General features: G+C 66.8%; 15 protein-coding genes. 6 read left to right on the plus strand and 9 right to left on the minus strand.

Features of this window, described 5'->3' with window-relative positions:
• Positions 1-9: 9 nt before the first annotated feature.
• From ACE3UA_RS01230 to ACE3UA_RS01255, 6 genes are read right to left on the minus strand one after another with little or no spacing between them, the layout of a single operon-like run.
• Positions 10-1,062 (minus strand): proline racemase family protein, encoded by a 1,053-nt coding sequence (locus ACE3UA_RS01230; RefSeq protein ID WP_374641677.1) that lies wholly within the window; start codon positions 1,060-1,062, stop codon positions 10-12.
• A 13-nt stretch (positions 1,063-1,075) separates the two neighbouring features.
• On the minus strand, positions 1,076-2,416 hold the full coding sequence (locus tag ACE3UA_RS01235; protein WP_374641679.1) for an NAD(P)/FAD-dependent oxidoreductase: 1,341 nt from the start codon (positions 2,414-2,416) through the stop codon (positions 1,076-1,078).
• Entirely contained in the window at positions 2,413-3,177 is a 765-nt protein-coding gene (locus ACE3UA_RS01240) for an NAD(P)-binding domain-containing protein (RefSeq protein WP_374641681.1), read from the minus strand. Before ACE3UA_RS01240 ends, ACE3UA_RS01235 begins: the two co-directional genes overlap by 4 nt.
• A 1-nt stretch (position 3,178) precedes the next feature.
• The gene (locus ACE3UA_RS01245; protein WP_374641683.1) at positions 3,179-4,672 is read right to left on the minus strand and encodes an aldehyde dehydrogenase; all 1,494 of its coding nucleotides are present in this window, start codon (positions 4,670-4,672) and stop codon (positions 3,179-3,181) included.
• 3 nt (positions 4,673-4,675) lie between these two features.
• Complete coding sequence (locus ACE3UA_RS01250; RefSeq protein ID WP_374641685.1) at positions 4,676-5,578, minus strand: dihydrodipicolinate synthase family protein; 903 nt, start codon at positions 5,576-5,578, stop codon at positions 4,676-4,678.
• Positions 5,575-6,297 carry a GntR family transcriptional regulator gene (locus ACE3UA_RS01255; RefSeq protein WP_374641687.1) on the minus strand — a complete coding sequence of 241 codons (723 nt, stop codon included), beginning with the start codon at positions 6,295-6,297 and terminating at the stop codon, positions 5,575-5,577. The genes ACE3UA_RS01250 and ACE3UA_RS01255 overlap by 4 nt, the downstream gene beginning before the upstream one ends.
• A gap of 138 nt (positions 6,298-6,435) precedes the next feature.
• On the opposite strand from ACE3UA_RS01255, the gene ACE3UA_RS01260 reads away from it, so the two are divergent.
• The 4 genes from ACE3UA_RS01260 (at position 6,436) to ACE3UA_RS01275 (ending at position 10,508) form a co-directional block, all read left to right on the plus strand.
• Positions 6,436-7,506 carry a glycine betaine/L-proline ABC transporter ATP-binding protein gene (locus ACE3UA_RS01260; RefSeq protein WP_374641689.1) on the plus strand — a complete coding sequence of 357 codons (1,071 nt, stop codon included), beginning with the start codon at positions 6,436-6,438 and terminating at the stop codon, positions 7,504-7,506.
• Complete coding sequence (locus ACE3UA_RS01265) at positions 7,506-8,444, plus strand: ABC transporter permease (protein WP_374641691.1); 939 nt, start codon at positions 7,506-7,508, stop codon at positions 8,442-8,444. The genes ACE3UA_RS01260 and ACE3UA_RS01265 overlap by 1 nt, the downstream gene beginning before the upstream one ends.
• A 54-nt stretch (positions 8,445-8,498) precedes the next feature.
• The gene (proX, locus tag ACE3UA_RS01270; protein ID WP_374641693.1) at positions 8,499-9,491 is read left to right on the plus strand and encodes a glycine betaine/L-proline ABC transporter substrate-binding protein ProX; all 993 of its coding nucleotides are present in this window, start codon (positions 8,499-8,501) and stop codon (positions 9,489-9,491) included.
• A gap of 66 nt (positions 9,492-9,557) precedes the next feature.
• Positions 9,558-10,508, plus strand: coding sequence for a GlxA family transcriptional regulator (locus ACE3UA_RS01275; protein ID WP_374641695.1), 951 nt, complete (start codon positions 9,558-9,560; stop codon positions 10,506-10,508).
• A gap of 6 nt (positions 10,509-10,514) precedes the next feature.
• Here ACE3UA_RS01275 and ACE3UA_RS01280 read toward each other — a convergent pair whose 3' ends face one another.
• Positions 10,515-11,246, minus strand: a complete 732-nt coding sequence (locus tag ACE3UA_RS01280) for an SDR family oxidoreductase (protein ID WP_374641697.1) — start codon at positions 11,244-11,246, stop codon at positions 10,515-10,517.
• 104 nt (positions 11,247-11,350) lie between these two features.
• Here ACE3UA_RS01280 and ACE3UA_RS01285 point away from each other — a divergent pair, with 104 nt between their 5' ends.
• Positions 11,351-12,454: a hypothetical protein gene (locus ACE3UA_RS01285; protein WP_374641699.1), complete on the plus strand. Its 1,104-nt coding sequence runs from the start codon at positions 11,351-11,353 to the stop codon at positions 12,452-12,454.
• Positions 12,455-12,484: 30 nt separating this feature from the next.
• Here the strand turns inward: ACE3UA_RS01285 and galE are convergent, their stop codons facing one another.
• Both galE and ACE3UA_RS01295 read right to left on the minus strand, forming a co-directional pair.
• The gene (gene galE / locus ACE3UA_RS01290) at positions 12,485-13,471 is read right to left on the minus strand and encodes a UDP-glucose 4-epimerase GalE (protein ID WP_374641701.1); all 987 of its coding nucleotides are present in this window, start codon (positions 13,469-13,471) and stop codon (positions 12,485-12,487) included.
• A gap of 17 nt (positions 13,472-13,488) precedes the next feature.
• The gene (locus ACE3UA_RS01295) at positions 13,489-15,876 is read right to left on the minus strand and encodes a hypothetical protein (RefSeq protein ID WP_374641703.1); all 2,388 of its coding nucleotides are present in this window, start codon (positions 15,874-15,876) and stop codon (positions 13,489-13,491) included.
• Positions 15,877-17,513: 1,637 nt separating this feature from the next.
• Here ACE3UA_RS01295 and ACE3UA_RS01300 point away from each other — a divergent pair.
• The gene (locus tag ACE3UA_RS01300) at positions 17,514-17,681 is read left to right on the plus strand and encodes a hypothetical protein (RefSeq protein ID WP_374641704.1); all 168 of its coding nucleotides are present in this window, start codon (positions 17,514-17,516) and stop codon (positions 17,679-17,681) included.
• The last annotated feature ends 239 nt before the right edge of the window (positions 17,682-17,920 follow it).

A 17,920-nucleotide genomic window follows, 5' to 3' on the forward strand; every position in this document is an offset into this window, starting at 1 on the left:
CAGGGTCTCTCACGCCCAGATGTCGCCCAGCGTGTAGCCATTGGGAAGCGGATCCTCGGGATCCAGAACCAGCGTGTTGAACCCGGAAATCCAGGCCCGGCCCGAGATGGTGGGGACCACCGCCTTGCGGTCCCCGATCCGGGCCTCTTCAACCAGCCGCCCGGTGTAGACGGTGCCGAGGATCCCCTGATGCCGGAAATCCCGGTCCAGCGGCAGTTCTCCCTTGGCATGCAGGACCGCCATCTTGGCGCAGGTGCCGGTGCCGCAGGGGCAGCGGTCGATGGCGCCGGTCCAGGTGGCGGGATCGTCCCAGTTCAGCGGGCCGGTCGCCATGGTGACGGCGTTCTTCCAGTCGGCCCCGGGGTCGTCGGAGGGGCCGGAGAGCTGCGAGATGGTGATGCCGACGCCGGGATAGTCGGGGTGTGCGACCGGAAGCTGCTCGTGTGCCGCCTGCCGGATGAGGGCGGAGACGCGGGTGATCTCGGCACCGTGTTCCGGGATCAGCTCCAGCCCCTTGAACTGGCGGACATCGGCGATGACGTAGAACATGCCGCCCCAACCCACGTCCACCCGGACCTTCCCGAGATGCGGCACGTCGATCTCGGCGTCGAGATGCGCGGCGAAGGCGGGGACGTTGCGGAAGGTGACGGCCTTCACCTTGCCGCCCTGACAGTCGGCCCTGACCCGGATCAGCCCGGCGGGGGCTTCGAGGGTCAGTTCGGTTACAGGCTCCACCATCGGCAGGATGCCGGTTTCCAGAAGCACGGTCGCGACCGCGATCGTGTTGCCGCCCGACATCATCGGGTATTCGACCTGCTCCATGATGATATAGCCCGCCTGCGCCTCGGGGTGGCTGGGCGGCACGAGAAGGTTGCAGCAATGCGCCGGGTAGCCGCGGGGTTCGCGCAGCATCAGGAGGCGAAGCTGGTCGTCGTTCGCCTCCAGCCAGCGCATCTTTTCCTGCACGCTGGCGCCGGGGATATGGCCGACGCCGCCGGTGATCACCCGCATCGGGATGCCGGAATGGGTGTCGACGGCATTGATCATGCGCTTGAAGGTCATCGGTCGGTCCTGATCACTCCGCCCCGGCGCGCCATTCCTTGAAGCGGAGGAAGGCGTTTGCGCCGAGGGTGGAGAAGGGTTTCGGGGGGAGTCTCGTCGGCTGCGCCTCGGCCGCGAAATGGCGGGTGGTGTCGGTCTGAAGGCCCAGTGCCAGTTCGGCCGCCGCGATGCCGGTCAGCGTGCTCCGCGCCGTGCCAAGGCCGTTGCAGACCGTGGCGGCGAAAAGGCCGGGTTCCAGTTCGCGGGCGATGGAGACGGCGTTGCGGGTGAGGCAGAGGTGGCCTGCCCAGGTATATTCCTGCTTCACCCCGGCAAGGGCGGGGTAGCGGTCGGCGAACTTCTGGCGGTGGACGGCGGCGGTGCGGGCAAGGGCGGCGTCGGAGGGCTCCATCCCCGGCAGGAAGCTGGCGCAGGTGCGGGTGATGACGCGGTTGCCGCCCAACGCGGTGTCGATCCGGCGCATGGTGGTGCCCATCGGGTCCGATGGCGTGACGCCCCAACGCGGCTGGCCGCCCAAGGCTTTCAGGGTTTCGGCGGGCAGGTCGACGGTCATCGAGGCGTAGAGGAAGACGTGCATCAGCCGGTTCTGCGCGAAGCCGAAGCTTTCCAGATGGCCGTTGTTGGCGAGGATCACCTTGCCTGCGCTGACTGTCCCGTGCGGGGTGGTCAGGGTCCAGCCGTGGCCAGTGCGGGCGAAGGCGGTGACCGGGGTGTTCTCCCAGATGCCGACACCCGCCGCCCGGAGGCCTTCGCCGAAACCGCGCACGAAGCCGGCGGGTTGCAGCATCACCGTGCCGGGGGTGTAGAGACCGGAGACATAGTGCCGGCTGCCGGTGAGCTGATACATGCCTTGGGCGTCCAACCGTTCGTTCGGCTCGCCGAGGGAGGTCAGGTGGTCGGCGTAAGAGCGGTTCAAGGCATCGGCGGTGTCGGAAGCCGCGCCGTTCACCTTGCCGACGGGATCGAAATAGTCGGCTTTGATGCCGTAGTCCTGAACCGCGCCCCTGGCGAAGGCGATGGCCTGGCGGTTCAGCGCGATCATGCCCCGGTCGTCGCCGTGCCCGGCGTAGTCGTCCGAGGTCAGCTCGTGCGGCAGGTCGATCATGAAGCCGGAGTTGCGGCCCGAGGCCCCCTCGGCGAGGCGGGAGGCCTCAATGACGGCGATGGCAAGCGTCGGGTCGATCTGGCGCAACCGGCGGGCGGCTGAAAGACCCGCGAAGCCACCGCCGATGATCGCGACATCGACGGTCCGGTTGCCGGGAAGAGGCACGGGGGCGGGTTGGCCGGGCAGGATGGCGGACCAGGCGGCGGGGCCCTTGTGGACGGGGGTGCGGCGGGCTTGATGCGTGGTCATGTCCGTCCCTTGGGGTCGCTCAGCCCGAGGCGGCTGTGGAAGGCGTCGAGGCCCTGGCGCAGGCTGTCCTTCGCCGGGGCCATCGCGGCGCGCAGGGTGGCGTTCAGGCCGCCTTCGGTGGACAGCTTTTTCAGCGCGGTGGCAAGGTCGCCCTGTTGCGCCCGTTCCGGCAGGTAGCCGCGGATCATGGCGGCGATATAGGCCTCGGCGGCGGCGGGGTTGCCGGTGTGGGTGGCAAGCCAGTCGACAGCGGTGAGCAGTTGGTCGAGGATCGGCGAGCAGAGCGCGGAGGCGCCGAGATGGGCATTGAGGGCGGCCTCGGACGGTTGCGGCAGGATCAGGTTGCGGACGCCGAAGAGCGAGTCGAGCACCGGAGAGGCCGGGTAGACCGGGAGGGGGCAGCCGCCGACGGCGATGGGCGGAAGCGGGATGGTGATCGCGATGTCGGTCGCGGGGGCGCAAAGCTGGCGGAGCTTGGCCAGCGGGGCGTCGACCATGACCGAGATCACGGACTGGTCGGCGCGGAAGGGAAGGCCGGGCAGCACCTCCTCTGCCACCCGGGCGAGGAGGCAGAGGAAGACCACGTCGGACCTGGCGACCACGTCTTCGTTGGGCGCGACGGTGACGTCGGCAACCTCGGCCGCAAGGGTCGCGGCCACGGCGGCGTTGCGGGGGGAGACCAGGATCCTGTGACCCTGGCCTTGCAGGCCGCGCACCATCGCGGCGGTGATCTCTCCGGTGCCGAGGAAGCCGAGGCGCATGTCAGTCGACGGCTTCGTCCGCGTCATCGGCCAGATCGACCCAGATCGTCTTCACCTGGGTATACTGGTCATGGGCCTGGATGCCGTTGTCGCGACCGCCGAAACCCGATTGCTTGAAGCCGCCGAAGGGGGTGGAGATGTCGCCCTCGCCGAAGGAGTTGACGGTCACCGTGCCGGCCCGCAGGGCGCGGGCGCCACGCAGGGCGCGCTTGACGTTCGACGTGAAGATGCTGGCGGCAAGGCCGTATTCGGTGGAGTTCGCCAGCGCGATGGCCTCGTCGAAGCTGTCGACGGTGAGGACGGAGAGGACGGGGCCGAAGATTTCCTCGCGGGCCTGTTTCGCGTCGCGGGAGACTTCGAGGATCGTGGGCTCGACGAAGCCCTTTTCGGCCTTGCCGCCGAGGATGACCTTGGGGCCTTTGTCCAGATAGCTGCACACCTTGTCGTAATGGCCCTTCGACACCAGCGCGCCGACGCGGTTGGCGGGATCGAGGGGATCGCCCATCGGCCATTCCCGGGCATGGGCCACGATGCGTTTCAGGAGCGCGTCCTTCACCCCCTTCTGCACGATCAGTCGCGAGGAGGCGGAGCAGTTCTCGCCCATGTTCCAGAAGGCGCCGTTCACCACATGCGCCGCCACCCGGTCGAGGTTCTCGGCATCGTCCAGCACCACGGCGGGGTTCTTGCCGCCCATCTCCAGCGTGACCTCTTTCAGGTTCGACTCTGCGGCATAGCGCAGGAAGCGGCGGCCGGTTTCGGTGGAGCCGGTGAAGGACACCGCGTCGATGTCCATGTGCCGCCCGATGGGTTCGCCCACGTCGGGGCCGGTGCCCGGGACGACGTTGAAGACGCCCGCCGGAATGCCCGCCTCCATCGCGAGTTCGGCCATGCGCAGGGTGGTGAGCGGGGTTTCCTCGGCCGGTTTCACGATGACCGAGCAGCCTGCGGCCAAGGCCGGGCCGATCTTCCAGGCCAGCATGAGAAGCGGGAAGTTCCAGGGCAGGACCAGGCCGACGACGCCCACGGGTTCGCGCACGACCATGGCGATGTGGTTGTCGGATGCGGGGGCGACCTGGTCGTAGATCTTGTCGATCAGCTCGGCGTGCCAGGTCAGGCAGTTGATGGTTTCCGGCACGTCGACCTGTTCGCAGTCGTAGATCGTCTTGCCGCTGTCGAGGCTTTCCAGCACCGCCAGTTCGCGCGCGTTGCGCTTCACCAGCTTCGCCAGCTTGATCAGCACCTCTTTCCGTTCCTTCGGATGCAGGCGCGACCAGCGGCCGTCCTCGAAGGCATCGCGGGCCTTCGCCACGGCAAGATCCACGTCCTCGGGCCCGCAGGCGGCGACCTTGGCCAGCACCTCCCCGGTGGCGGGGTTCAGCGTGTCGAAGGTCTTGCCGCTGATGGCGGGGCGGAAATGGCCGTCGATGAAGGCGGTCGTCGGGAAGGAAAGACCGGCGGCGATTGCCTTGTATTCTTCGGTGGTCAGGAGGCTCATGGCTTACTCCGCAACGATCTGGGCGATGGTGGTCTTGAGGACGCGCACGGTCTGTTCCAGCTGGCGCTTGTCGTCCTTGTTCAGGCCTCTGAGCGGCGGGCGCGGGGGACCGGCGTATTGGCCCATCATCTCGCAGCCGTGCTTGATGCACTGGATGAACTTGCCGCCCTGCTCCAGCACCCGCATCAGCGGCATCAGCGCCGACATGATCCGGCGGCCCTTGTCGAAGTTCCCCTCGACCGCGCAGGCCTTGTAAAGCGCAAGGTGTTCGGCGGGCAGGAAGTTGGACCCGCCACAGACCCAGCTGCGCGCGCCCCAGGCAAAGAATTCCAGCGCCTGGTCGTCCATGCCGCAGGACATCTGGATATGGGGATAGTCGCGGGCCAGCAGGTGGACGCGGTTGATGTCGCCCGAGCTTTCCTTGATCGCGCAGAAATTGGCGGACCGGCCGACGCGGTCGAGGAACTCCTCGCCCATGTTGATGCCCATCCGGCCGGGATAGTTGTAAAGCATGATCGGCAGGCCGGCGGCGCGGTCGATGGCCAGCGCGTTCAGCGCGTTTTCCTGTTCGGTCGGGACCGAATAGGGCGGCGAGCCGACAAGGATGCTGTCGGCGCCGATCCTGGCGGCATGTTCGGCCATGGTCAGGCTGTCCTCCAGCCGGATCGCCACGGTGCCGACCATCAGATGCGTCCGGCCCTTGGTCACCTCGCGGGCGAGCGAGGCCATTTCCAGCCGCTCCTGCATCGACTGGGCGTAATATTCGCCGGTCGAGCCGCCGTTGATGATGCCGTGAACGCCCTGGGCGATCAGGTAGTCGAGTTGCGCGACGAATGCATCGCGGTCGATCGAGCCATCCTCGCGATGCGGCGTGATGGCGGGGGTGTAGATGCCTTCGAAGTTCATGCGACTCCTCGTTGATCATCAGCCTCGGGCGCACGGCCAAGCGGGCTCTGGATGCTGGGGGGGGTGACAAAGCTTTCGATCTGGGCGCGCGACAGCTCCCAATGGGCCACCGCCAGGTCGGCGGCGGCATCGGCATCGCCGGCCTCGATCAGGGCGATGAAGGTGTCGTGCTGGTCGGCGGCGGTGGCCGAGACGCAGGCCATCGCCTCCTTGCGCGGATTGTAGAAGGTCATCCCGATGCGGGTGTGGTCGATCAACAGCCGCCGCAGGCTGGGCATCAGGAATTCGTTGTCGGCCATCTCGCCGATCACGGAATGGAACCGCTGGTTCCACAGCGCCCGGTCCGAGGCATTGCCCGAGGCAATGGCCATGCGGAAGGAAACCTGCGTGTCCTTCAGCCGCGCGATCTGGGCCGGCGTGGCATGTTCGGCCGCCAGCCGCGTCACGGCGGCATAGATCATCGGGGCGGCGACGAAGAAATTGCGCAGCGTCTTGTGCGACATCGGGGCCACTTGTGCGCCCCGGTTCTCATGCAGCACAACATAGCCCTCGCCCTGCAACTGGCGCAGGACCTCGCGCAGCGGCGGGCGCGAGATGCCATAGGTTTCGGCCAGTTCGGTCTCGTCGAGATAGGCGCCGGGCTCCAGAATCTGGGTCAGGACCTTGCGGCGCAGGTCCTCGATGCACTGGGTCTTCTTGCTGCGCGGTTCTGCATTCACTGGATGATCTCCTGCCTGACCCTGGATTGACGCCATTCGTGAATCAGGTAGCCCGCCCTCTGTGTAGTCGCATAAAATACATATTGTCTACAGCAAAGTTTTGTGTTTTTAGTCCACCAAACCGGGGGGAGATTCTGCATGGCCGAGGCCCGAGAGGACGTGATCCGCTGCGAAGGCATCTGGAAGATATTCGGCGACAAGTCGCGTCAGGCGATGGAGGCCGTCCGGTCCCAGGGCCTGTCGAAGAAGGACATCCGCGAGAAATTCGACTGCGTGGTGGGCGTCCAGAATGCCAGCTTCACCGTCGGCCGGGGCGAGATCTTCTGCATCATGGGCCTGTCGGGATCGGGCAAGTCGACGCTGATCCGCCACATCAACCGGCTGATCGAGCCGACCTCGGGCGCGGTCTATATCGAGGGCGAGAACGTCAACGCGATGAACGCCGAGGCCCTGCGCAAGCTGCGGGCCGAGAAGATCGGCATGGTGTTCCAGTCGATGGCGCTGATGCCGCACCGCACCGTGCGCGACAACGTGGCCTTCTCGCTCGAGGTGCGCGGCAAGTCCGAGGCCGAGCGCGCGCGGGTCGCGGCCAAGGCGATCGAGATGGTGGACCTGACCGGCTGGGACGCGAAATATCCCGACGAGCTTTCGGGCGGCATGCAGCAGCGCGTGGGCCTGGCCCGGGCGCTGGCGGCGGATCCGACGATCCTTCTGATGGACGAGCCGTTCAGCGCGCTCGACCCGCTGATCCGGCGGCAGTTGCAGGGCACCTTCATGGAGCTTTCGGCCGAACTGCACAAGACCACGGTCTTCATCACCCATGACCTGGACGAGGCGATCCGCATCGGCGACCGCATCGCGATCATGAAGGACGGGGTGCTGGTGCAGATCGGCACGCCGGAAGAGATCGTGACCGAGCCGGCCGACGACTATGTCGCCGAATTCGTCGCCGGCATTTCCAAGCTGGACCTGGTGACGGCGGCGCGGATCATGCAGCCCTTCGCGGCCTATACCCAGGCGCATGGCCCGCAGGACAGCGGAACCTGGCCGGTCGGACGGCCGGAGATGAACCTGAACGACCTCGTCGACCTGGCGGTCGGCACCGACCATCCGATCCTGATCGCGGCCGAGGGCAGGCCCGTCGGCGTGGTGACCAAGCGCGCGCTTCTGCGCGGCATCCAGGGACGCGAAGAAGAGAGGGCTGCCTGATGGCCGACAAGACCTTCGACTGGCTGAACCCCTTCGCCTCGATCGACCTCGGCATCGCCAGCTGGGCGGACGGGATCAAGCAATGGGCGATTTCCAACCGCGACCTGATCCAGCCGACCAAGCGGTTCTTCGAGACGGTGATCACCGGCATCGAAAGCGCGCTGCATGCGGTGCCGCCCCTGGTGATGCTGGCGGTGCTGGTGCTGGTGGCCTGGCAGACCGCAGGGCGGCGCGCCGCGATCCTGGTCGCGGCCTGCCTGCTGATCCTCGGGATCCTGGCGCCCGAGGCCTGGAACCTGGCGATGACCACGCTGGCCATCGTGATCGCCTCGGTCATCCTTTGCGTGCTGATCGGCCTGCCCTTGGGCGTGCTGGCCGGAAAGAGCGATCGGTTCGAGGCCTTCATCCGCCCGGTCCTGGACACGATGCAGACGATCCCCGCCTTCGTCTATCTGGTGCCGGTCGTGATGATGATCGGGATCGGCAACGTCTCGGGCGTCATCGTCACCATCATCTTCGCCCTGCCCCCGCTGGTCCGCCTGACCTCGCTGGGCATTCGCGGCGTGAACCCCTCGGTGGTCGAGGCCGCGCGGGCCTTCGGGGCCTCGCCTGGCCAGATCCTGCGCAAGGTCGAACTGCCGCTGGCGACGCCGACGATCCTTGCCGGGCTGAACCAGACGATCATGCTCTCGCTCTCGATGGTGGTGATCGCCTCGATGATCGCGGTGAAGGGGCTGGGCAACGAGGTCTTGCGCGCGATGGGGCGGCTGGATGCCGGCAAGGCCATCGTCGGCGGCCTGGGGATCGTGATGCTGGCCATCGTGCTGGACCGCATCACCCAGGGCCTGGGCCGCTCGGGGCGCGACAAGGGACACCGCCACTGGTGGCAGACCGGGCCCGTCGGCCTGCTGACCGGACTTTTCGCAAAACGCGGCTGAAGAACCTGCGAGCAAAAAGAATCCGACTGTAAAATCAACAAGGAGACACCACTGATGAAGATGTTCACCCTCACCACCGCGCTGGCGCTCTTGCTGGCAGGACCGTCCCTGGCGCAGGACCCGAACAAGCCCGGCGAGGGCAAGGATCCGGTCCGCGTCGTGATGCCGGCGCAGATCGAGGAGCACTTCCACCACTATGTGCTGCTGCGCGCGCTGCAAGAGCTGGGCTACGAGACCGCCGAGCCGATGGAGGCCGAATACCAGACCATGCACATCGCCATCGGCGGCGGCGATGCGGACTTTACCGCGAACCACTGGCACACGCTGCACCAGGCCTTCTACGAGGAATCGGGCGGCGCCGATGTGATGACCAAGGTGGGCGTCCTGATCGAGGGCGCGCTGCAGGGCTATCTGGTCGACAAGGCCAGCTATGACGCCGGCATCACCGACATCTCGATGCTGAAGGACCCGGAAGTCGCCAAGAAGTTCGACACCGACGGCGACGGCAAGGCCGATCTGGTCGGCTGCACCCCCGGCTGGGGCTGCGAGCGGGTGATCGAGCATCACCTGACCGAATACGGCCTGCGCGACACCGTGACCCACAACCAGGGCGCCTATCAGGCGATCATCGGCGATGCCATCGCCCGGCATGCCAACGGCGAGCCGATCGTCTATTATACCTGGACACCCTACTGGGTCTCGGGCGTGCTGGTCCCGGGCAAGGATGTCGAATGGATGACCGTGCCCTATACCTCGCTGCCCGAGGGCGGCGACCAGAACACCACGGTCGACGGCAAGAACGTCGGCTTCGCGGTCGAGAACGTGGGCGTCCTGGCCCGCAACGACTTCCTCGAGGCCAACCCGGCCGCCGCGAAACTGTTCGAAGTGGCGAAGATCCCGGTCAACGACGTCTCGGCCCAGGCGCTGGAAGTGTCGAAGGGCGCCAACAGCGACGAGGCGATCTGGGCCCTGGCCGACAAGTGGATCGTGGACAACCGCGCCACCTTCGACGGCTGGCTGACCGAAGCCCGCGCCGTGGCGCAGTGACACCGGCCGACTGAGCCCGGGGGCCGCCCGTCGCGGGCGGCCCCCTTTTGCATGGAGCGAAGGCAGATGACCGGGACCGCGCACTACACCTTCTTTCTCCTGCGCGAATTCACCCATCTCGCCTTTTCCTGCGCCGTGGAACCGCTTCGCATCGCCAACTACGTCTCGGGCCGGCCGCTCTACCGCTGGACGCTGGCCAGCGAGGACGGCCACAGCGCCACCTGCTCGAACGGCTCGGTCACGCTGACCGATCAGGGGCTGGAGCCGACGCGCCATGCCGACCGGCTGTTCGTGATCTCGGGCACCAATGTGCAGAACCTGACCTCGGCGCCGGTGCTGGCCTGGCTGCGGCGCGAACGGGCGGCCGGCACGCCGCTTGGCGCGATCTGCTCGGGCGCCTATGTGCTGGCGAAGGCGGGATTCCTGGACGATGTGGAGACCGCCGTCCACTGGGCCTGGCACGACCTTTTCACCGAGGAATTTCCCGATGTCCGCCTGGTGCGCAATGTCTTTGCCGCGCGCGAGAAGATCATCACCGCCTCGGGCGGCACGGCGGCCGCGGACCTGATGCTGCACCTGATCGGCCGCGACCATGGCAAGAACCTTGCGACCGAAGTGGCCGACCAGATGGTCTACAACGCCGTGCGCGAGGGGACGGCGGCGCAGCGCGTCTCGATCCAGTCGCGGCACGGGATGCGCAACCAGCACCTGATGCGGGCGATCGCCATGATGGAGAAGACGATCGAGACCCCGATCTCGCCCAGCCTGATCGCCGAGGACCTCGGGATCTCCACCCGGCAGCTGGAGCGGCTGTTCGGACGCTACCTGAACTCCACGCCGAAACATTACTTCATGGAGATGCGGCTGCACCGGGCGCAGAACCTGCTGCTGCAGACCGAACAGTCGATCACCGAGATCGCGATGGCCTGCGGGTTCCAGACCACCTCGCATTTCTCGCGCGTGTTCCGGGCGCATTTCGGCACCTCGCCGGTGCAGAAGCGCGTCACGCGGGGCTGAACAGGGTCAGGTGTTCGACCAGCCGCCGTCGATCACATGCGCCACCCCGGTGGTGAACGAGGATTCGTCCGAGGCAAGATAGACCACCAGCGCCGCGATCTCCTCGGCCGCGGCCAGGCGCCCGGTGGGCTGGCGGGCCAGAAAGCTGGCGCGCGCGGTCTCATAGTCGCCGCTGTCCCGCATCCGCTGGCGCAGCGAGGGCGTGTCGACCGTGCCCGGACAGACCGCGTTGCAGCGGATGCCCTTCGCCACGAAATCGGCCGCGATCGCCTTGGTCAGGCCGATCACGCCGGCCTTGGTCACGCCATAGACCGCCCGGTTCGGCGCCGCGATGATCGACCCCGCGACCGAGGCCATGTTGATGATGTTGCCGTGCCCGCGCGCCAGCATCCCGGGCAGCACCGCCCGGCACATGCGGAACATCGCCGTCAGGTTCAGGTCCAGGCTGAAGGCCCAGGTCTCCTCGTCGCAGTCCAGGATCGTGCCGTTCGCCACGAAGCCCGCGCAGTTGAACAGCACATCCGGGGTGCCGATCGCCGCGAAAATGGCCGTGATCGCGGCCGGGTCGCGCACGTCAAGCACCCTCGTCTCGCAGCCCTGCAGGCCCTGCAGCGCCTCGGCGTTCACATCCGTCGCGATCACCCGCGCGCCTTCCCCCGCCATGGCCAGCGCCGAGGCCCGCCCGATCCCCGCCCCCGCCGCCGTCACCAGAACCGTCTTGCCGTCCAGCCGTCCCATCCGCGCCTCCCCTGCTGCCCGGCCAGCCTAGCCGGGAGGAAACCGACATGCCAGTTCCCTTGCCGGCCCGGCGGGGCTAGCCTGCCCCGGAAAGCGAGGCTCCGATGCTCCACAAGATCAGCGCCCAAGGCATCGCCGCCAGTTTCGCCGCAAGGGGCGGCGTGCTGCGGCAGTTCACCGTGACCGACGAGGGGGCCGAGATCGCCCCCCTGCACCACGCCCCCTGGGCGGCCGACGAGGTTCCCGCCGATGCCCCGCCGCACCAGGCCTGGCTCGCCGGGGATTTCCTCGCCGCGCCGATGGGGCCGGGGCCGGAGGGGCTGCACGGGCTGGCGGCGAACGGCGACTGGCGGGTGATGCCTTCCGACCCCGGCACATTGCGCGCGGTGCTGGACGGCGCGGTCCATGGCGCGACCCTGGTCAAGGAGCTTGCCGTCGCCGACGGCCAGCCCTTCGTCTACCAGCGCCACCTCTTCATCGGCGGCACCGGCGCGCTGCCGGTCTCGAACCACGCGATGGTCCATGTGCCGAACGGCGCGAAACTCTCCTTCTCGCGCAAACGCTGGTGGGAGACGCTGGCCGAACCGCTGGAGACGGCGGGCGGCCGGTCCTGCCTCGCCTATCCCCGCCGGGCCGAGGACGCGGCCGGGTTTCCCGGCGCCGATGGCGGCACGGTGAACCTGCACCTCTATCCCTGGGGCGAGCGGCACGAGGATTTCGTCGCCGGCGTCGAGGACCCGGCCTCCCATCTGGGCTGGACCGCCGTGGTCCGGCCAAGGGAGGGCGACCTTTTCCTGTCCCTGCGCAATCCCGCAAGTCTGCCGATGACCATGCTCTGGCATTCGAACGGCGGCCGGGACTACGCGCCCTGGAACGGCCGGCACCGGGCCTGCCTCGGGGTCGAGGAGGGCGTGGTCCTGCCGGTGCTCGGACTGTCCTCACGCGAGGACCCCGATCCCCTGACCGCCGCCGGCCAGCCCGCGCTGCTGCGCCTCGACCCGCAGGGCACGGCCGAGGTCCGCCATATCCTGGGCGCGATCCGCTGGCCCTCGGGCCAGTCGGTGGCCGGGGTGATGCTGGAGGGCGACGTGCTGACCGTCACCGGCGACTGGGGGGCGGAGCGCAGGCTGCCGATCCGGGGCGGCTGGCTGGGGCTTGGCGCGACCGCGGCCCCCCCGGCCAGAAAGCCGATAGACTGGGACCTCTGAGACACCGGAAATCGAAGTCCCGCCCCGGCGCTACGCGGAATATCCCGGTTTCTGCGCCCAGGCCCAGGCGTCGCCGATCATCTGCCGCAGGCTGGAGTGCCGTGGCTCCCAGCCCAGTTCCTGCACCGCCCGGCCTGACGACGAGACCAGCGCCGCCGCATCCCCCGGCCGCCGCCCGGCGAACACCACCGGAACCTCGCGGTTGGTGACGGCGCGGCTGGCCTCGATCACCTCGCGCACCGAAAAGCCCCGCCCCGTCCCCAGGCAGAAGACGCCGTTGCCCCGGCCCTGCAAGAGATGCCGCAGGCCCAGGACATGCGCCTCGGCAAGGTCGGCGACATGGACGTAATCGCGCACACAGGTGCCGTCCGGCGTCGGGTAGTCGGTGCCGAAGACGCTCAATGCCGGACGCCGGCCCGCCACGGCGTCCAGCATCAGCGGAATGAGATGGGTCTCGGGCCGGTGCTGCTCGCCGATCTCGCCCTCGGGGTCGGCGCCGGCCACGTTGAAATAGCGGAAGATCACATGCGCAATCCCGAAGGCCGCGCCGAAATCGCGCAGCATCCCCTCGATCGCCAGTTTCGAGCCGCCATAGGCGTTGATCGGGCGCTGCGGCGTCTCCTCGGTCAAGAGGACCCCGTCCTGGTCGCCATAGGTCGCGCAGGTCGAGGAGAAGACGAAGTTCCGCACCCCCGCCGCCGCGCAGGCCTCCAGCAGGTTCAGCGCCCCGCCGATGTTCACCCGCCAGTAGTGGCCGGGGTCCCGCATCGACTCGCCCACCAGCGACAGCGCCGCGAAATGCATCACCGCGACCGGGCGGTGTTCGGCCAGCGCCGCGTCGATCATGGCGCGGTCCATCAGGTCGCCCCGGACCAGCGGGCCCCATTTCACCGCCTCGGCCCAGCCGGTCGAAAGGTTGTCGAACACCACCGGGGTAAAGCCCGCCCGCGCCAGCGCCTTGCAGGCATGCGCGCCGACATAGCCCGCCCCGCCCGTCACCAGCACCTTGCCCGTCATCTTTCGACCTTCCCGCGTCACAGGAACTGAATCTCGTCCGTCAGGAGTGTTGCGTCGAAAATCCCCCGGATGTCCAGCGACCCCGCCGCGCCAAAGTCCAGCATCAGCCCCGAATCCGTGACCGTCGCGCCCGCCAGCAGCGCGGCAAGCGGCGGCGGCTCGCCGGGCCAGAGCGACGCCGACAGCAGGATCCGGTCCTCGCCCCCGGTAAAGTCGGCCAGCATGTCGCATCCGCCGGTGAAGACAAACGTATCCGCGCCCGAACCGCCGGAAAGCCAGTCGTTCCCCGCGCCGCCATCCAGCCAGTCGTCGCCCTCGCGTCCCGAAAGGCTGTCATCGCCCGCCCCGCCGGCAAGCCGGTTGGCAAGGGCATTCCCCGCCAGCCGATCCGCAAAGCGCGAGCCCTCCAGATCCTCGATCGAGATATGGCTGTCGCCCTTCGCATCGCCCTGGTTCTGCGCCGGCAGCGCCAGATCCGCCACCACCCCGGCCGCCGCATCGGCGTATGAGGCAAGGTCCCGCCCCGCCCCCCCGTCCAGCCGGTCGGCCCCCGCCCCGCCGGTCAGCGTATCGTCGCCCTCGCCGCCCAGGAGCGAATCATTTCCCGCCCCGCCCGCCAGCCAGTCATCCCCCGCGCGGCCCTCCAGCCAGTCGTTGCCGGCAAGGCCCCAGACCCGGTCGTCATCCGCGCTGCCCAGGAAACGGTCGGCGCCCTGGCCCAGTTCATGGGCCTCGATCCCCAGGTAGAGATCGCCCAGCGCATCGCCGCTGTTGGCCGAGGGCAGCGCCAGGTCGATCCGCAGGGCGGCGGTCGACGTCCGGTAGCTGGCAAGGTCATACCCCTCGCCCCCGTCCAGAAGGTCGCGGCCCGCGCCGCCGATCAGCAGGTCATCCCCCGCGCCGCCGTAAAGCATGTCGTTGCCCGCCCCGCCGTTCAGGGTGTCGATCCCCTCGCCCCCGTCGAGAAGGTCATTGCCTGCGTCGCCCTCCAGCCGGTCGTCGCCCCCGCGCCCGTGGATCTGGTCGTTGCCCGCGCCGCCGATCAGCAGGTTCGCCAGCTGGTCGCCGAAAAGCGAATCGGCGGCCGAGGTGCCGGTGACCTGCTCGATCCCCACCAGAAGGTCCAGCGCCGCCTCGCCCAGGTTGCGGGCGGGATCGAAGAGGTCGACCAGGATCGCGGCGGTCATGTCGGCATAGCTTGCCATGTCCAGCCCGTCGCCGCCGATCAGCACATCCGCCCCCGCGCCGCCGGCCAGCGTGTCGTCGCCCGCGCCGCCGTCCAGCGTGTCGTTGCCCGCCCGGCCCGCAAGGCTGTCGGCGCCGTCCAGCCCGAGGATCAGGTTCGCCGCCGCATCGCCCAGCAGCATGTCGGCATGGGCCGAACCCTCCAGGTCCTCGATGCCGGAATAGCTGTCGCCCTTGGCATCGCCCAGGTTCCCCCTCGGCGCGGCAAGGTCCACCTTCACCGCCGCTGCGGCATCGGCATGGCTTGCCCGGTCGCGCCCCGCGCCGCCCTCCAGCCGGTCCGCCCCCGCCCCGCCGATCAGCGTGTCATCCCCCTCGCCGCCGTAAAGACTGTCGTTGCCCGCACGGCCCGAGAGCCAGTCGTCGCCGCCCTCGCCGCGCAGAAGGTTGGCCAGCCCGTCGCCCGCCAGCCTGTCGGCGAAGGCGCTTGCCACCACCGCCTCCACCCCCAGCAGCATGTCGCCCGCCGCGGCCCCGGCGTTGCGGCCCGGATCGGCAAGGTCGAGTATCAGCCCCATTCCCGCATCGCTGTAGAAGACGGTATCCAGACCCGCCCCGCCCTCCAGCCAGTCGGCCCCCGCGCCACCCCAGAGGCTGTCGTTGCCGTCGCCGCCGGACAGGCGGTCGTCGCCCTCCTCGCCCTGCAAGAGGTCGTTGCCCGCCCCGCCCGCAAGGCTGTCCTGTCCCGCGCCGCCCCAGAGGAAATCGTTGCCAAGGCCGCCGTCCAGACTGTCCTCGCCCTCGCGGCCCTGGATCTGGTCATTGCCCGCGCCGCCGACCAGCCGGTTCGCGCCCCCGTCGCCGCCGATCGTGTCGGCCCCCGCGCCGCCGATCAGCCCCTCGATCCCGTCGTAGGCATCCCCCGCCGCCTCGCCCGTGTTCAAGAGCGGCGTGGCAAGGTCCAGCCGCAGGGCGGTGGTGACCTCGTAGGCGGCCATGTCCAGCCCCTCACCGCCGATCAGCAGGTCCGCCCCCGCGCCGCCGACCAGCGTGTCGTCACCCGCCCCGCCGTCCAGCGTGTCGTTGCCCGCCCGGCCCGCAAGGCTGTCATTGCCCGCCCCGCCCGCCAGGCGGTTCGCCGTCGCATCGCCCGCCAGCGTGTCGGCGAAGGCCGAACCCGTAAAGACGTCTCCAAGATCAGCGCGCGACACCACAACCATGATCGTCTCATTGGGCGAGAACGCCAATGTAAAGTTATTCAAGCCAGCCCGCAGATCATGAGCCGATAGAGTCAAAGAAGGATTTCCGTCTATACCTTTGTCTACCTGATAAATAACCGCATGCTGCGCGCCGACCACACCCCCAAGGATGTTCAGTATGTCAACGCGCCCAACCTCACTTCTATTTGTCAGAAAATACACCAGCTTCTCATCGGAACCAAAAGCGCTCTGTGCAATCCCGCTGGAGACCTGAGGCACCGAAAGCACTTTCAATCCAGGCAGGTGAGTAGACATTAGATCAAAGGCAAGGCCAGAGAACGTCAGGCCAGAATAAGTCTCGGTTCCCAGCCCTGTGTTCCCAATCAGCCTTGTCCTGTTGTTCTGCTGAACAGCCCAAACATTGGCATAATCCACACCAGCGCGTATCATTTCTTCAACAAGCTCAACCATCGTATCGAATTGCTTTAGGCCGAGCTCGTCGGTATTTCTCGCAGAAACATTCCATTCGGTTACATAGCGGTCTACATCTTTTGCGCTGGAATGTGACGTTGCCAGCGATGCCCATCTTTCGAAAGGGTCATAGGGCCAACCACTTATCGCGCTGTCCCTCCCGTGGAGATATCGATGAGTGACAATGCCATCTACGGCACCTAGACTATTGGAATCTTCAAATTGTTGAAAGATCAGCTCTGTCGCAGCTACCACCGTTTCTGAATAATCCTCAGGAGCTTGATGACCAGAGGCAGTATACCACTCAGCGTTACCGCCTGGACCAACTTGGACAACGATTGCGGGAGTTTCCCAATCGAATTCCGGAACAGAGTCGCTGTATCGCCTGATTTCGTCCTGAAGCAGATCTGCAATAGCAGAAGCAACTCGACCGTATTCGACCGGAGTCATCCTAAATCCGAAGATCGCCGAATTATCGGCCCACCACTCGTTTCCAATTTCAAACGCAGCGATTGTGATATTTGCGGTTAGCGCCTTGTCAAGTGCGTATTGAACAAACCCCCGCAGAACCGGCATCTCCGAGAAGTCTATTGTTCGATGACCGGATGGATCTGGCGTCTCACTGAGAAACCTGTAGGTGGGGAGAACAATCGTTGCTGATGCTCCGATACTTCCAGCATAGTCGAGAAAGTCGGAAATACCAACCGTCGGCTCTTTGTGTTTGGAGATAATCCCCGAGTAATTCTGATTTGGCGCGTCTGGATTGGCAAGATCGAAATGCGCTTCCGTCATAGTACCGCCCGGGTAGCGCAAATTGTACAAACTGACGTCGTTCGCGAAAGCAGCATAGGTATTGGAGATGGAGCCAGTCGACTGACCTCCGTCTCGATCAAATAGGAAGTTTGCTCCAAAGATGTTTTGTGAGATGATTTGCCCGGCGCCTAGCCCAGGTTTCGACAAGTCATGAAGCTGAATTCTCGCCATTTTCCCACCCGAACCCGGTGTATCCTCGCGCCAAGTGTATCCTCGCGCATCGGCCTTTACGATTGGTTATTGTGTCGTGTTAGAATTTATAAACTTCTTGCCATCTGTGTAAGCGGCTCTGGCCCCACCTTTTGGCCTTGTCCTGATTAATTCATCGGAGCGCAGTTTTGATGAGGACGGAGTTTCTCCATGGAGGGGCTTCCTTGCGCAAATGCGGTGGAGGATTCACCTCGGGCCGGACGCCCACCAGGCTGATCGCGGCGCTGTCCGCCCAACCGATGCTGGGCGCGGCGCTGGCTGGGCAGGAGACCAGCACCAGCCCCGCCACCGTGCTGCGCAGCCTCGACCTCCTAACCGCGGGCTGGTCCTGAAGGTGGCGGGGAAAGGGCGCTTCCGCGTCTGGGCCGCGAAGGTGTGGAAGGTTGTGAGGTTCTGGAGGAGAGCTGCGAAGGTTCTGGTAGCGGGGGCCGGACTACAGGTGACCGCAGGATCCTAGCGTCTTAATAAAGCTGTAAGCAATTCGATCTACCCTTGCGTGTGAAGCCACTGGAAAGGGCGATGAGTGTGCACACATTTGACTGGGTTTTGCCTGTCCTGAGGGACATGTCTG

Origin of the sequence: Tabrizicola sp., assembly GCF_041919135.1 — a bacterium.
In the GTDB taxonomy this organism is placed as follows: domain Bacteria; phylum Pseudomonadota; class Alphaproteobacteria; order Rhodobacterales; family Rhodobacteraceae; genus Tabrizicola.